The organism is Ensifer sp., assembly GCF_035999135.1.
In the GTDB taxonomy this organism is placed as follows: domain Bacteria; phylum Pseudomonadota; class Alphaproteobacteria; order Rhizobiales; family Rhizobiaceae; genus Ensifer.
In genome coordinates, this window is record NZ_DASYGZ010000126.1 from 48400 (window position 1) to 62773 (window position 14374).

12 protein-coding genes are annotated in these 14374 nt (G+C 63.4%); 3 read left to right on the forward strand and 9 right to left on the reverse strand.

Annotated elements, in window-relative coordinates:
• Positions 1 to 35 precede the first annotated feature (35 nt).
• Positions 36 to 3539 (reverse strand): PAS domain-containing hybrid sensor histidine kinase/response regulator, encoded by a 3504-nt coding sequence (locus VGO12_RS15225; RefSeq protein ID WP_327513583.1) that lies wholly within the window; start codon positions 3537 to 3539, stop codon positions 36 to 38.
• A gap of 261 nt (positions 3540 to 3800) precedes the next feature.
• Between VGO12_RS15225 and mscL the strand changes: the two genes are divergently transcribed.
• Positions 3801 to 4229 (forward strand): large conductance mechanosensitive channel protein MscL, encoded by a 429-nt coding sequence (gene mscL, locus VGO12_RS15230; RefSeq protein ID WP_034797082.1) that lies wholly within the window; start codon positions 3801 to 3803, stop codon positions 4227 to 4229.
• A 218-nt stretch (positions 4230 to 4447) separates the two neighbouring features.
• On the forward strand, positions 4448 to 5614 hold the full coding sequence (locus tag VGO12_RS15235) for a pyridoxal phosphate-dependent aminotransferase (protein WP_327513584.1): 1167 nt from the start codon (positions 4448 to 4450) through the stop codon (positions 5612 to 5614).
• 27 nt (positions 5615 to 5641) lie between these two features.
• Here the strand turns inward: VGO12_RS15235 and VGO12_RS15240 are convergent, their stop codons facing one another.
• From VGO12_RS15240 to VGO12_RS15275, 8 genes are all read right to left on the reverse strand, one after another.
• Entirely contained in the window at positions 5642 to 5950 is a 309-nt protein-coding gene (locus VGO12_RS15240) for a chorismate mutase family protein (RefSeq protein ID WP_327513585.1), read from the reverse strand.
• 403 nt (positions 5951 to 6353) lie between these two features.
• The gene (cydB, locus tag VGO12_RS15245; protein ID WP_327513586.1) at positions 6354 to 7358 is read right to left on the reverse strand and encodes a cytochrome d ubiquinol oxidase subunit II; all 1005 of its coding nucleotides are present in this window, start codon (positions 7356 to 7358) and stop codon (positions 6354 to 6356) included.
• Positions 7348 to 8775, reverse strand: coding sequence for a cytochrome ubiquinol oxidase subunit I (locus VGO12_RS15250; protein ID WP_327513587.1), 1428 nt, complete (start codon positions 8773 to 8775; stop codon positions 7348 to 7350). Before VGO12_RS15250 ends, cydB begins: the two co-directional genes overlap by 11 nt.
• Before the next feature lie 269 nt (positions 8776 to 9044).
• Positions 9045 to 10214, reverse strand: coding sequence for a M20 aminoacylase family protein (locus tag VGO12_RS15255; protein ID WP_327513588.1), 1170 nt, complete (start codon positions 10212 to 10214; stop codon positions 9045 to 9047).
• Position 10215: 1 nt separating this feature from the next.
• A complete protein-coding gene (locus tag VGO12_RS15260) occupies positions 10216 to 11040 on the reverse strand; it encodes an ABC transporter permease (protein WP_327513589.1) in 825 nt (274 codons plus the stop codon).
• Positions 11037 to 11762, reverse strand: a complete 726-nt coding sequence (locus tag VGO12_RS15265) for an ABC transporter permease (RefSeq protein ID WP_327513590.1) — start codon at positions 11760 to 11762, stop codon at positions 11037 to 11039. The genes VGO12_RS15260 and VGO12_RS15265 overlap by 4 nt, the downstream gene beginning before the upstream one ends.
• A 96-nt stretch (positions 11763 to 11858) precedes the next feature.
• The gene (locus tag VGO12_RS15270; RefSeq protein ID WP_327513591.1) at positions 11859 to 12641 is read right to left on the reverse strand and encodes a transporter substrate-binding domain-containing protein; all 783 of its coding nucleotides are present in this window, start codon (positions 12639 to 12641) and stop codon (positions 11859 to 11861) included.
• 36 nt (positions 12642 to 12677) lie between these two features.
• Positions 12678 to 13451 (reverse strand): ABC transporter ATP-binding protein, encoded by a 774-nt coding sequence (locus VGO12_RS15275; RefSeq protein ID WP_327513592.1) that lies wholly within the window; start codon positions 13449 to 13451, stop codon positions 12678 to 12680.
• A gap of 251 nt (positions 13452 to 13702) precedes the next feature.
• Between VGO12_RS15275 and VGO12_RS15280 the strand changes: the two genes are divergently transcribed.
• Positions 13703 to 14326: a TetR family transcriptional regulator C-terminal domain-containing protein gene (locus VGO12_RS15280; protein ID WP_327513593.1), complete on the forward strand. Its 624-nt coding sequence runs from the start codon at positions 13703 to 13705 to the stop codon at positions 14324 to 14326.
• Positions 14327 to 14374 lie beyond the last annotated feature (48 nt).

Sequence of the window (14374 nt, forward strand, 5' to 3'; positions counted from 1 at the left end):
TTTGTCTCTTTTTTGCTCGCTTACAGCCGGTGCCGCTACTCCGCGGCAGCCCGCGCTGCCGTTGAAAGCTGCGTCAGCCAGGCGCGCATCGCCGCGGGTCTCACCGGCTTGTTCTGGATCGCGACCCCGTCCCGCTCGGCTGCCGCGCGCACTTCCGGTGAGCGATCGGCGGTCACCAGGAGGGCCGGCATGGCCTCTGCGCATTGCGCCCGGATTTTTGCGATGGCCTCGATCCCAGTGCCGTCGTCCAGGTGATAATCGGCGATCACCGCGTGCGGACGCCCGCCCGCCTCCATCACCAGGTCGGCGCAGGCGGCGACCGATTCCGCCGTCGTGACGACGCAACCCCAGCCGGAAAGCAGCACCCGCATGCCTTCGAGGATCCGCGGCTCATTGTCGATGCAAAGCACACGCAGGCCGTTCAGCGCTTCGCTCGCCTTGCTTGCGGAAACCGGACGGACGGCGACGCGTTCGCCGGCGGTTGCGTCGAGCGGCAGGGTGACCTTGAAGCCCGTGCCCTTGCCCAGTGTCGACTGCAGGCTGACCGGGTGGTTGAGCACGCGCGAGATGCGGTCGACGATCGAAAGGCCAAGTCCAAGGCCGGAGGCTGTCCGGGCGCCCTCGTCGAGGCGGGCGAATTCCTTGAAGACGGTGCGGAACTTGGACGCGGGAATGCCGATGCCGGAATCGAGCACTTCGATGGTCGCCACCCCTTTGTGCCGGCGCACTCCGATGAGCACCTTGCCTGTGAGCGTGTACTTGATGGCGTTGGACACCAGGTTCTGCACGACACGGCGCAAGAGGTTGGGGTCGCTGCGCACGACCAGCGATGTCGGCATGACGACGAGCTTCAGGTCCTTGGCTCGTGCCATCGGCGCGAAGTCGGTCTCGACGCGCCTGAGCAGGTCGCCGAGCGGGACCGATTGCACCCGCGCCTTCATCGCGCCGGTGTCGAGGCGCGAAATGTCGAGCACGGCACCGAGGATCGCCTCGACCGATTCGAGCGAAGAATCGATGTTTTCGACCAGCGTGCTGTTGTCGGATTCTCCGAGCCGCTCGACCAGCGATGAGGAGTAAAGCCGCGCGGCATTGAGCGGCTGGAGGATGTCGTGGCCGGCGGCCGCGAAGAACCGTGTCTTGCCGATATTGGCTTCTTCCGCCGCTGCTCGCGCCTCGGCCAGTTCCTTGTTGACCCGGGTCAGCTCGCCGGTGCGCTCGGCAACACGAAGCTCCAGCGTCTCGTTCGCCTGCTTCAGCGCCATGTCGGCGGCAACGCGCTGGGTGATGTCGGTATAGGTGGTGACGATGCCCTTGTCCGGCATGGCGTTGGTGCGCACTTCGATGATGCGTTCGCCGTTGCCGAGCTCGAGCAGGAAGGGTTTGTCGAGCGTCAGGAAGTTGGCGATCAGCCCCTTCTCCTCATCTTTGCGGATATCGCCGCGCCTGGTGAGGATCGCGACGATCTCTGCGAGTGGCACGCCGACCTGGCCGGCAGCCTCGGGCAGATCGAGGAGCTGGCGGAAGCGCCGGTTCCAGATGATCAGGTTGTTGCCATTGTCGAAAACGGCGACGCCCTGGTCCATCTGCGCAAGGGCCGTGTTGAGCATGTCCTGATTGTACTGCAGCGCCTCGCTCGCCTGGTCGAGCAGCCAGGCGGTGTCGGACGAAGTGTCGTCGCCGCGCTGCAAGAGCAGCGACAGAACCAGGCGGGCCGAAGACGAGCCGATGGCGCTTCCAAGCAGCTGTTCGGAGAAATGCACCACCGCCATGTCGGCCGGCGCATTCTCGTCGAGCCAGCGGCCGGACTGGCGCTCATAGGTGTGGAACGAGCGCTGCATGCGCTCGGCCCCCATGTAGCGGGCGATCGTCGCCTTAAGATCGCGCACCGTCACCTTGGTCTTGCGGCCGCGAAAGGCGCCTTCTGTGCGCGACCGCCGTGTGATGAAGACGCCGGCCTGGAACCGTTCGATCGGCTTTGGCGTGCGCGTCAGCGACGCGAGAACATAGGTGGTGCAGTTGACGAGCAGGCTCAGCATCGTCGCGTTGACCAGCGGGTCGGCGTCGCTGCCGGAGAACATGTCGGTGAACGGCAACAGGAAGCTCAAGACCGTCGTTGCCACATGCGAGTTGTCGGGCCCGCCGAGGCTCGGCAGGAACAGCAGATAGGCCCAGACGAGGAAGCCTGAGACCATGCCGCAGATGGCGCCGCGTGCATTGGCCTGGCGCCAGACGAGGCCGCCGAGCAGCGCCGGGGCCATCTGCGAGATGGCGACGAAGGACAAGAGGCCGAGCGAGGCGAGGCCGGCGCTGATGTCGGCCGAGCGGTAGTAGCCGTAGCCGAGCAAAAGCACGGCGAAGATCGCCGAGCGGCGGATGTTGAGCAGCGTTCCCGCCAGGTTTTCCTGCAAGCCGCCGCGCTGGCTGAGATTGCGGCGCAGGAACACCGGCATGACGATGTCGTTGGAAATCATGATCGACAGCGCAACGGAGGCGACGATCACCATGGCGGTCGCTGCCGAGAAGCCGCCGATGAAGGTGATGAGCGTCAACACCGGCAGGTCGTTGGCAAGCGGCAGCGTCAAGAGGTAGAGATCGGAGTCGCCGGTGCCGGAGAAGGTCAGAATGCCGGCAATCGCGATCGGCAGCACGAAGAGGTTGATCGCGACCAGATAAAGCGGAAAGAGGATGCCGGCGGTGCGAAGCTCCCCTTCGGTGCGGTTTTCGACGACGGTCACATGGAACTGCCGTGGCAGCATGATGATCGCAAAGGCCGAGGTGACGATCAGAAGGATCCACCGCGCGATCGGGGTCTCGTAGGACAATGCCTGCTGGACGGCCGGGCTCTGCTGGGCGAGCGACCACAGATGGGCGGGACCGTTGAAGATCACGAAGACGATGTAGAAGCCGGCGGTCACGAGCGCGACGAGCTTGACCAGCGATTCCATCGCGATCGCCAGGATCAACCCGTCCTGATGTTCGGTGGCGTCGGTGTGGCGGGTGCCGAAGACGATGGCGAAACACGCAAGGAACAGCGTAACGAGCAAGGGCAGGTCGATGAAGCTCTGCCCGGCGCCGATGCCGTAGTCGCTGGTGTTGATCATGGCTGCGACCGAGCTCGAAATGGCCTTCAGCTGCAGCGCGATATAGGGAATGGCGCCGACCAGCGAGATCAGCGCGACGATCGCGGCGACTGCCGGGTTCTTGCCGTAGCGCGCGGCGATGAAGTCGGCGACCGATGTCAGCTTTTCGGTCTTGGCCAGCCGGACGATCTTGCGGATCAGCGGCATGCCGAGCGTGAACATCAGGATCGGCCCGATATAGATGCCGGTGAATTCGAGCCCGCGCTCGGCTGCGAGCCCGATGCCGCCGAAATAGGTCCAGGAGGTGCAATAGATCGCAAGGCTCAGCGCATAGACGAGCGGTCTGCCCTTCAGCGCAGCGCTGTTCCTCCTGGCCCGCCGGTCGCCATAGCTCGCCACCGCAAACAGCAGCAGCAGATAGGCGAAGGCCGAGGCAAAGATGACCGAACCCGAAAGCATGCCTCACTCCTCCGGGGACAAGCATAGGATAAGTGCGCCGGGTTGAGAATTGCCCGCGCATGAGTCTTAAGTCCAAGGCCCGGCACGCGAAAGCCGCCCACGCCGGCGCATGCCACCTGGCGCGCGCATCTTATCGGGTGCGATTTGATCAAAGGCAAAGAAAGGTTTTCTCGCTGACGGCTTTGGTTTAGTTTCCGTAAACGGTTGCAGCGCGGGACAGCGCCGGCGGTCGTTTTCAACGGGGATACTACGGAGAGACGCATGCTGAATGAGTTCAAGGAGTTTATTGCCCGCGGCAATGTGATGGATCTCGCGGTCGGTGTGATCATCGGCGCCGCCTTCAACAAGATCGTCACATCGGTCGTGGAAGATCTCGTGATGCCCATCGTCGGCGCGCTCACAGGCGGCGGCTTCGATTTCTCCAACTACTTCCTGCCGCTTTCGGCCAACGTGACCGCGACGTCGCTCGCCGCCGCCCGTCAGCAGGGCGCCGTCTTTGCCTATGGCAACTTCATCACCGTGCTCATCAACTTCCTGATCCTGGCCTGGATCATCTTCCTGATGATCAAGGCCGTGAACCGCATGCGCGCTTCGATGGAAAAGAAGAAGGACGAAGCGCCGGCCGCACCGCCGCCGGAAGACATTCTGCTTCTCGGCGAAATCCGCGACCTGCTGAAGCAGCGCGCGTGATCCTTTCATCGCGGCCCCGCCCCACGGGGCCGCGAAACATCACAGAAATCGATAAACCGGTCAGATAAAGTCGCGTGATCGCCCTAGCGAAAGCGGCTAGAAGCGATGGAAAAGCGCAAGGAATGGGCGGCCGCAGGCGGTTCTACCATGTTCTAATCCATTGAAATCTTTCACGATGATCTTGGGGATCCGGGATCGATCTGATCCGGAGCCCGTCGATGACCTTCATGAGCACCATCAGCCCCCGCGCGATCGCGGCTCCGGAAAGCGGCATCGTCGAGGTGGTGAACTATGCCCGCGGACGCGACGGCCTGATCCCGCTCTGGGTCGGTGAGGGCGACCTGCCGACGCCGGCCTTCATCAGCGACGTTGCGCGCGAAGCGCTCACCGGCGGCGAAACGTTCTACACATGGCAGCGCGGCATCCCGCCGTTGCGCGAGGCGCTTTCGCGCTATTATCAGAGGCGTTTCGAAAAGACCCTGTCGCCGGAGCACTTCTATGTCGTCGGTTCGGGCATGCAGGCGATCAAGCTTTCGATCGAGGCGATCGCTTCACCGGGCGACGAGATGGTGCTTTTGACGCCGGCCTGGCCGAATTTCGCTGCGGCTGTCGATCTCTCCGGCGTGCGACCGGTCTCTGTCGAACTGCGCTTCGAGCACGGCAAGTGGCAGCTCGACCTGGAGCGGCTAGAGGCCGCGATCGGACCGAAGACGAAGGCGCTGTTCATCAACACGCCGTCGAACCCGACGGGATGGACGGCGACGCGCGAGGAACTGGCTGCGATCCTGGCCCTGGCGCGCAGGCACGGCCTCTGGATCGTCGCCGACGAGATCTACGCGCTCTACTGCTATACCGGTGCCCGCGCGCCGTCCTTCCTCGATGTGATGGAGGAAGGTGACCGCATCCTCTTCGTCAACTCCTTCTCGAAGAACTGGTCGATGACCGGCTGGCGCGTCGGCTGGATCGTGGCTCCGCCCGAGATCGGCCAGGTGTTCGAGAACCTGGTGCAGTACTCGACGTCGGGTGTCGCCCAGTTCATGCAGCGCGGCGCCGTGGTTGCGCTCGATGAAGGCGACGCCTTCGTCGATGCCAATGTTGCCAAGGCTGCCGCGAACCGCGATGTCTTTTGCGACGCACTGATTGCCACCAACCGGGTGGAAACGCTCAAACCCGATGGCGCGCTCTACGCCTTCCTGAAGATTGATGGGGTTACGAATTCGCGTGCCGCCGCAATCGACATCGTCGACAAGACGGGTGTCGGCCTGGCGCCGGGAACGGCCTTTGGCGACGGCGGCTCGCTGTTCATGCGCGCCTGCTTCCTGCGCGATCCGGGGCACGTGCGCGAGGCGGCCGACCGCCTGCAGCGTTACATCCTCGGTCGCTGACCTTGGATCGCCGTTCGAAGCGGGTGGCTACGCGTCGCCCGTTTCGCCCAGCAGCTTCTGCTCGTGGGCGATCGCGTGGGTAATTAGCCGCGCCCAGATATCCTCGTAGAAATCCGGGTCGAGATTGAAGCGCGCGGCGTTCTTGCGCGCGTTTTCCCGCACTTCCATGACACGCGCCGGAATGTCGGCTTTCAGCTTCAGCGGACGTTTGATTTCGGCCGCCCGGTCGATGTAGCCCCAGCGTTCGGAAAACAGCGTCATCAGCGCCTGGTCGAGCCGGTCGATCTCGGCACGAACGTCGGCCATGGTGTTGCACTGCGCGGGGGTCTTTTGCATCTGTCTCGTCCGATTGCCCGAGCCGCGACCCTTGCGGGCGGTTCAGGATGTTCGAGCGTCCCTCGGCTCGGCTAAGCGGGGCGCTCTTGCGGCGCACTGCTAACAAACGTCGAGCTTTCTTGGAAGGGGCAACAGGGTCGCAGCTGGCGCCCTGGAAGATGGTCACCTCAGCAGGCGATCGCGTGGCAGGGGAGGAGGGTGCGGTCCTGTCTCCGTCTGTGGCGATCGCCTGCTGACGTGTTGAGAGAACTTAGCCGGCCAAGCTTGAGCGAGGCTTTTTCGGGTCTCGCTTACGTGCCGATCATCAGCTTGATGGCGAGGCCGACGACGGTGACCGCCGCCACGCCTGCGCACCAGAGGCCGACAAACCAGAGAAGCTTGCGGCCGGTTCCGCTTTCACCGGTCAATGATAGCCCTCCTCTGGATCGATCTTGCCGCGGAACACCCAGTAGGCATAGGCGGTGTAGGCAAGGATGATCGGCACGAGCACGAGGGCGCCCGCAAGCAGGAAGGACAGGCTTGCCTCAGGGGCTGCCGCGTCCCAGATCGTCAGCGAGGGCGGCACGATGTAGGGGTAGAAGCTGATGCCTATGCCCGCATAGCCAAGCACGAAAAGCCCGAGCGCCGCGATGAACGGCCGTCTGTCGTGGCGATTGCGGATGCCCGTGATCAGCGCGTAGAGGCAGCCAAGTACGAGGGCCGGCACGATCACGCTGAAGATCGCCGTCGGAAATCCGAACCAGCGTTCCAGGTATTGTGGCTCCAGGAACGGCGTCCACAGGCTGACGATGCCCATGGCGCCAACGGTGGCGAAGGAGCATTTGAACGCCAGATCGCGGGCCCGTTCGGCGAGATCGCCGTGGGTCTTCATGACCAGCCAGGTGGCGCCGAGCAGTGCATAGCCGACGATGACGGCAATGCCGGTCATGATCGAAAACGGCGTCAGCCAGTCCCACCAGCCGCCGACATAGGCACGGTTTTCGACCGGGATGCCCTGGACGAGAGCGCCGAGGGTGATGCCTTGCGCGAAGGCGGCCAGCATCGAGCCGCCGGAAAAGGCCCAGTTCCAGAGATATTCCGCCCGCCGCGTGCGCCAGCGATATTCAAACGCCACGCCGCGGAAGATGAGGCCGATGACCATGGCGATGATGGGGGCGTAGAGCGCCGGCAGGATGGTGGCGTAGGCGAGCGGAAACACCGCCATCAACCCGCCGCCACCGAGGACCAGCCAGGTTTCGTTGCCGTCCCAGACCGGTGCGACGGAATTCATCATCACGTCGCGATCGTGTTTTTCCGGAAAGAACGGGAAGAGAATGCCGACGCCGAGGTCGAAGCCGTCGAGAATGACATAGGCGAGCACCGCAAAGGCGATGATCCCGGCCCAGATGAACGGCAGGTCAAACTCCATGACGGCCTCCCTGTGTGTTGGCGTGGCTGCTGTGGATGGCGGGGCCGGGCATGATGCCCGAACTGCGAAGCGGTCCCTCATCGAGATCGGGCATCGGATCGCGCGGCAATCGCGCCATCAGCCTGAGGATGTAGAAGGTGCCGGCGCCGAAGACGAAGAAGTAGACGATGATGAAGGCGATCAGCGAGGCGGCAACGGCGGGAGCCGCGATCGGTGCCACCGAATTGGCTGTCAGCAGGTGGCCATAGACGGTATAGGGCTGGCGCCCGACCTCGGTGGTGACCCAGCCGGCGAGCACGGCGACGAAACCGGCCGGCCCCATGGCGATTGCGGCCCGGTGAAGCCAGACATTGCTGTCGAGCGTACCGCGGTATCGACACCACAGCGACCAGAGCCCGATGCCGAGCATGGCAAAGCCGAGGCCGACCATCACCCGGAAGGACCAGAAGACGATGCCGACCGGGGGATGAAGTTCTTCGGCGATGGTGTCGAGCCCGGCAAGCGGCGCGTTGAGGTCGTGTTTCAGGATCAGGCTCGAGAGCTTCGGGATCTCGATGGCGTAGTCGACGCGCTTTTCGGGCGAGTTCGGGATGCCGAAAAGGATCAGTGGCGCGCCGTCGGGATGGCTCTGGTAGTGACCTTCCATCGCCATCACCTTGGCCGGCTGGTGTTCCAGCGTGTTGAGGCCATGCATGTCGCCGGCAAAGATCTGGATCGGCGCGACGATCGCCGCCATCCACATTGCCATCGAGAACATCTTTCGCGCCCGGCGCGGCGCCGTCTTGCGAATGAGATGCCAGGCGCCGCAGGCGCCGACGACGAAGGCTGTCGTCAGGTAGGCGGCAAGCACCATGTGGGTCAGGCGGTAAGGGAAGGATGGGTTGAAGACGATCGCCCACCAGTCGACAGGAACGAACTGCCCGGCCTCATTCATGGCGAAACCCGCCGGCGTCTGCATCCAGGAGTTCGCCGAAAGGATCCAGGTGGCCGAAATCAGCGTGCCGATGGCGACCATGACGGTCGCGAGGAAATGCAGTTTTGGCCCGACGCGGTTGAGGCCGAAAAGCATGACGCCGAGGAAGCCTGCTTCGAGGAAGAAGGCGGTCAAAACCTCATAGCCCATCAGCGGCCCGATGATCGGTCCGGCCTTGTCGGAAAAGACGCTCCAGTTGGTGCCGAACTGGTAGGACATGACGATGCCGGAGACGACGCCCATGCCGAAGGCGACGGCAAAGATCGTCTTCCAGAAATTGAAGAGTTCGAGATAGACCTCGTCCTTCTTCCAAAGCCACAGCCCTTCGAGCACTGCGAGATAGCTCGCGAGCCCGATCGAGAAGGCGGGAAAGATGATGTGGAACGAGACGGTGAAGGCAAATTGGAAGCGAGCGAGCAGGGTCGCATCGAAACTTTCAAACACGGGCGCAATCCTTTCAGACATACGGACGCGTCGCGTCGCTGACGCGGGCCGTATCGCTCTGGCTGCTGCATCATTCGTCCGGTGATCGCTCGTCGATCAGGGGACTTTTCTTGGCCGACGTCCGGCGCAAACCTGGTGTCTGCACTGGCGTTTCAGCATGCGCTTGAATCTGCTCCAAATTTGTCAAACGTCAATGACGGCGCGGCCGCCACGTTGTCACACTGCGGCAATGTTGCGCTGCGGCATATTGGTGCGGCGCTTCTCGCCGCTCAGCGCACCGGCAGATAGGCTTCCGCAAGCTCGGTCCAGAAGGCTGCACCGATCGGCAGCAAGCCGTCGTTGAAATTGTAGCCGGGGTGGTGCAGCGGCCTGTCGTCGTCACTGACCTTCGAACCGAGGAAGAAGTAGGTGCCTGGCCGTTCCTTGAGCATGTAGGCGAAGTCTTCGCTGCCCATGAAGGGACGGGCGAGATCGACGACCTTGTCGGCACCGGCAAAGCGAACGGCAAGATCGCGCACGAAATCGGTCTCCGCCTTGTGGTTGATCGTCGCGTCGTAGCTGCGCTGGTAGTCGACGGTCGCGCGCATGCCGAAGCTTGTCGCCTGCGCCTCGGCAATCATCCGGATGCGGCGTTCCAGTTCGTCGCGCACGTCAGGCTCGAAGGAACGGATGCCGACGACGATCTCGGCGCGCTCGGGAATGATGTTGCTGGCCGAGCCCGCATGGAAGGCGCCGACGGTGACGACGGTCGGGTCCATCGGGTGGATGTTGCGTGAAACGATCGACTGCAGCGCCATGACGATCGCCGCGCCGCAAACGATGGGATCGGCCGTTTCCTGCGGCTCGGCGCCGTGTCCGCCGCGCCCGTGCACGGTGATGCGCGCTTCGTCGACGGCGGCCATGATCGGGCCTTCGCGAAGGGCAAACTGGCCGAAGGGCAGACCGGGCTCATTGTGGAGCGCAAACACGGCATCGCAAGGAAATTTATCGAACAGGCCCTCGTCCATCATGATCTTGGCGCCGCCGAAATTCTCCTCGGCGGGCTGGAAGATCAGGTGGACGGTGCCGTCGAAATTGCGTCGTTCGGCAAGCGCCCGCGCAGCACCCAGCAGCATCGTCGTATGGCCGTCATGGCCACAGGCATGCATCAATCCTTTAGTCGTGCTGGCATAGTCGAGCCCGGTTTCCTCGAGGATCGGCAGGGCGTCGATGTCGGCGCGAATGCCGATCGATCGCGTGCCCGTACCGTTTCTGAGCGTGCCGACGACGCCGGTCCTGGCAAGGCCTGTCGTCACTTCGTAACCGAGGCTTTTGAGATGGTCCGCGATGAAGGCGGAAGTGCGCGTCTCCTCAAGACCAAGCTCGGGATGGGCATGCAGGTCGTGGCGGATGGCAACCAGTTCCGGCATGGCGTTGGTGATCGAGGGGGAGAGTTTCATGTCAGGCACCACGGGTTGGTATGCGATTTTCGAACGTGCGGAAGGCCACCACCAGGATGCCGGTGAGGCACATGTAGATGAGCGCGAGCAGGAGCAGCGGCTCGTAGGTGAGGAAGGTTTCCTGCCGGACCTTGGAGATGACGGCATAGACGTCGACCACGGTGACCGTTGCGACCAGCGGCGTCGATTTCAGCTGCAACACGGTTTCGCCGTTGAGCGTCGGCAGGGCCCGATGGATGGCGCGCGGCAGCCAGATGCGGCGGAACATCGTCCAGCGGCCCATGCCATAGGCCTTCGCCGCCTCCAGCTCACCCGGCGGCACGCCGGCAAAGGCGCCACGCATGACCTCGCCCTCATAGGCTGCGAACGAAATGGTCAGCGCCGCCACGCCATAGGGCCAGGCCTCGCGCAGATAGGGCCAGAGGAAGGACTGGCGGATCGCCGGAAACTGCGGGAACAGCGAGCCGAGCCCGTAATAGAGCAGCCAGAGCTGCAGGAGCAGCGGTGTGCCGCGAATAACGGTGCAGAAGATTTTTGCCGGCAGCTTCAGGAACCACGGCCCCGTCACCTGGACGAGGCCGATCGGCACCGCCAGCAGGAAGCCGAGGATTGCCGTGCTGAACAGCATCATGAGGCTGACGAGAATGCCCCAGCCGAGCCGCGGCAGGTAGCGCGGCAGCCAGTCCCAGCGCATGAAGACGGCGACGGCGACGACGAAGGCGGCAAACACCAGCATCATGACGATGCGATGCGGCACGAAGAAACTCTTGGCCGTCGGCAGGTCTTCGGGCGTAAAGGCGACGGCGTGGGTGGTTTCGTCGGTCATCGGTTCACCGCAAAACCGCGTCGGGCATGGCGTTCGAGCATGCCGATGAAGACGTTGGAGACGAGCGTCAGCGCCAGATAGAGCGCGCCGGCGGCAAGGAAGAACAGGAGATAGGCCTTGGTCGTGCCTGCGGCCTGGCGCGTGACCAGCGTCAGCTCGCTAAAGCCGACGACCGCGAGAAGGGCGGTATCCTTGGTGGCGATCAGCCAGAGGTTGGAAAGGCCGGGAATGGCATAGGGCAGCATCGCCGGCAGGGTGATGCGTCGCAAGACCTTGGTCGGCGACATGCCGTAGGCGCGTGCCGCCTCGATCTGCCCCGCAGGCACCGCCTTGATCGCGCCGCGCAGCACCTCGGTCGAATAGGCCCCCTGCACCACGCCGATCACGAAGATACCGGCCATCAGGCCGCTGATGTCGACGGGACCGATGGCAAACAGGCCAAGCACCTGGTTGAGCAGGTCGGTGCCGGCATAATAGAGCAACAGGATCAGCACCAGCTCGGGCACGGCGCGCACGATCGTGGTGTAACATTCGAGCAGGTCGCGCAGCACCGGGCCGCCATAGAGCTTGCCGAAGGCGCCGCCGACGCCGAGCGCCAGTCCGAGCGAGAAACCGCCGACGGCGATCTGGATGGAATTGAAGAAGCCCTGCAACAGCACGCCGCCCCAGCCGGGTGCTGAAAGCGAGAGCAGGCCCCAATTGACGAGCGAATCCGCAGCCATGCGTCGTACTCCGATGGCAAGGGCCGGCGGCTGTCATGGTGCACGTGCCCCTGGGACACGAGCGCCATGACGGGTCCATCGCCGGCCGGTCGCGCCTTACTTGCCGTAGACGTCGAAGTCGAAATACTTCTTCGAGAACGTGTCGTAGGTGCCGTTGTCGCGGATCGCCTTGATCGCGGCGTTGACCTTGTCCTTGAGCTCGGTCTCGCCCTTGCGCAGACCGACGCCGACGCCCGGGCCGATGACTGCGACGTCTTCGGCGACTTCGCCCTTGTAGTCGCAGCATTCCTTGCCCTGGTCGGTCGCGAGGAAGGCCTTGAGCGCGATCGCATCCGCCTGTACGGCGTCGAGACGACCGGCGGCGAGGTCGTTGTTGGCCTCGTCCTGCGTCTGGTATTCCTTGACCTCGACGCCCGCCGGCGCGAAGTGCTTGGCAGCATAGGCCTGGTGGACCGTGGAGACCTGTACGCCGAGCGTCTTGCCGTTGAGGCCTTCCGGCGTCGGCTTGATGTCGACACCCTTGGTGCCGATGATGCCGGTCGGGGTGTTGTAATACTTGTCGGAGAAATCGATCGTCTTGAGGCGCTCGTCAGTGATCGACATCGAGCTGATGATCATGTCGATCTTCTTCGAGGTCAGCGCCGGAATGATGCCGTCCCAGGCGACCGGCGTGATCACGCATTCGAGCTTGGCCTCGGCGCACATCGCATTCATGAACTCGACTTCCCAGCCTTCCCACTTGCCGCTGGCATCCGGCGCCGTGAACGGCGGGTAGGGCTCGGCGGCGACGCCGACTTTCAGCGCTTCCGCGGACGCCGCGACGCCGCCGCTGACGGCGATTGCCGCCGCAACGGCCAGGACTTTCAATGCCTTCTTCATGCTGTTCCCCTTTTTGGTTGTTTAGCATTCTGGAATTCAGTGAATGGAACTGATGAACTTCTTGAGCCTTTCCGATTTCGGTGCGCCGAAGATGGCCTCTGGCGGGCCCTGTTCCTCGATGACGCCGTTGTGCAGGAAGACGATGTGGTTGGCGACGTCGCGCGCGAACTTCATCTCGTGGGTGACGAGGATCATCGTGCGCTTTTCCCGGGCAAGGTCACCGATGACCGAAAGCACTTCGCCGACGAGTTCGGGATCGAGCGCCGAGGTCGGCTCGTCGAAGAGCATGACGAGCGGCTGGATGGCGAGCGCCCGGGCAATCGCCGCACGCTGTTGCTGGCCGCCGGAGAGAAAGGCCGGGTAGGCGTCGCGCTTCTCGTAGAGGCCGACGCGCTTCAGAAGCGTTTCGGCCGTCGCGATCGCTTCGGCCTTCGGCTTGCCGAGCACATGGATCGGCGCCTCGATGACGTTTTCGAGGATGGTCATGTGCTGCCAGAGGTTGAAGCTCTGGAACACCATGCCGAGCTGGCTGCGGATGCGCTGGACTTGGCGGCGGTCCTCCGCCACCAGGCCGCCGCGACCGTCGGACTTCATCTTGATCTTCTCGCCATGCACGCTGACGGTGCCAGCGGAGGGAAGTTCGAGCAGATTGATACAGCGAAGGAAGGTGGATTTGCCGGAACCGCTGCCGCCGATGATGGCGATCACGTCGCCCTGCTTCGCCGTGAGCGAAACACCTTTCAGCACTTCCAATGGCCCGAAACGCTTGTGCAGGTCAGTGACCGCGATTGCCTGGGCCGCATCCGTCATCGGCGCGCTGCTCCCATGGCTCTGCGAGCTTTTGTTGTCCGCATCAAAACAGTTCCCCTGTCGTTTTCCGTGCGGCATCTTTGTCCTGTCACGGTTTTGTTGAGAGGCATGGTTGCACTTGTGCAGCTATTATTCAAGCGTATAATAATACGTATCGTCGATTTTTTGACGCCCGCCCCGAGCCCCGATTTCCCGAAGGAGAAGCCCATGTTCCCGTTCCGGCCGAAGCCTTTGCCGACCGTGCCCGCGGCATGAACCGGCGCAGCTTTCATCGCGCCCCGGAAGGCGAACGTCGGCAGGAACTGATCGAGGCGACGCTCGACTGCATTTCGGAATTCGGGCTGAAGGGCGCGACGGTCAGGCAGATCGCGATCCGGGCCGGCGTGACGGCCGGGCTGGTGCGCCATTATTTCGAATCGAAGGACCAGATGGTCGCCGAGGCTTATCGGGCCGTCATCGCCTCCCTGACCGAGAAGGCGAGTGAGGTCGAAGGCGATCCGGAAACACGGCTTCGCGACTTCATCGCCATCAACCTGACCGAGCCGGTTGCCGACAGCCGCAGCATCTCGCTCTGGGCAGCCTTCATCAGCCAGGTCAGGGTCGATCCGGTGCTGTCGGAGATCCACCGCGAAGGCTACATCGCCTTCCGCAATACCCTGCAGGATCTGCTTGCCGACTTTCTGGCGGCAAAGGGCAAGCCTGCGGATGCAGAAACCTGCCGGGCGTTCGCCATCGCCATCAACGGGCTGGTTGACGGCCTCTGGATCGAAGGATGTCTTGCCGGCGACCTCTTTCGCGAGGGCGAACTGGTCGCCATCGCCATGTCGTCGGTCGAAGCGCTGCTCGGCACCTCGATCGGAAACACAAAACAATGAAAACGGGAGAACACCGCATGCGCTACGCGTCCATCACCGAACGTCTCG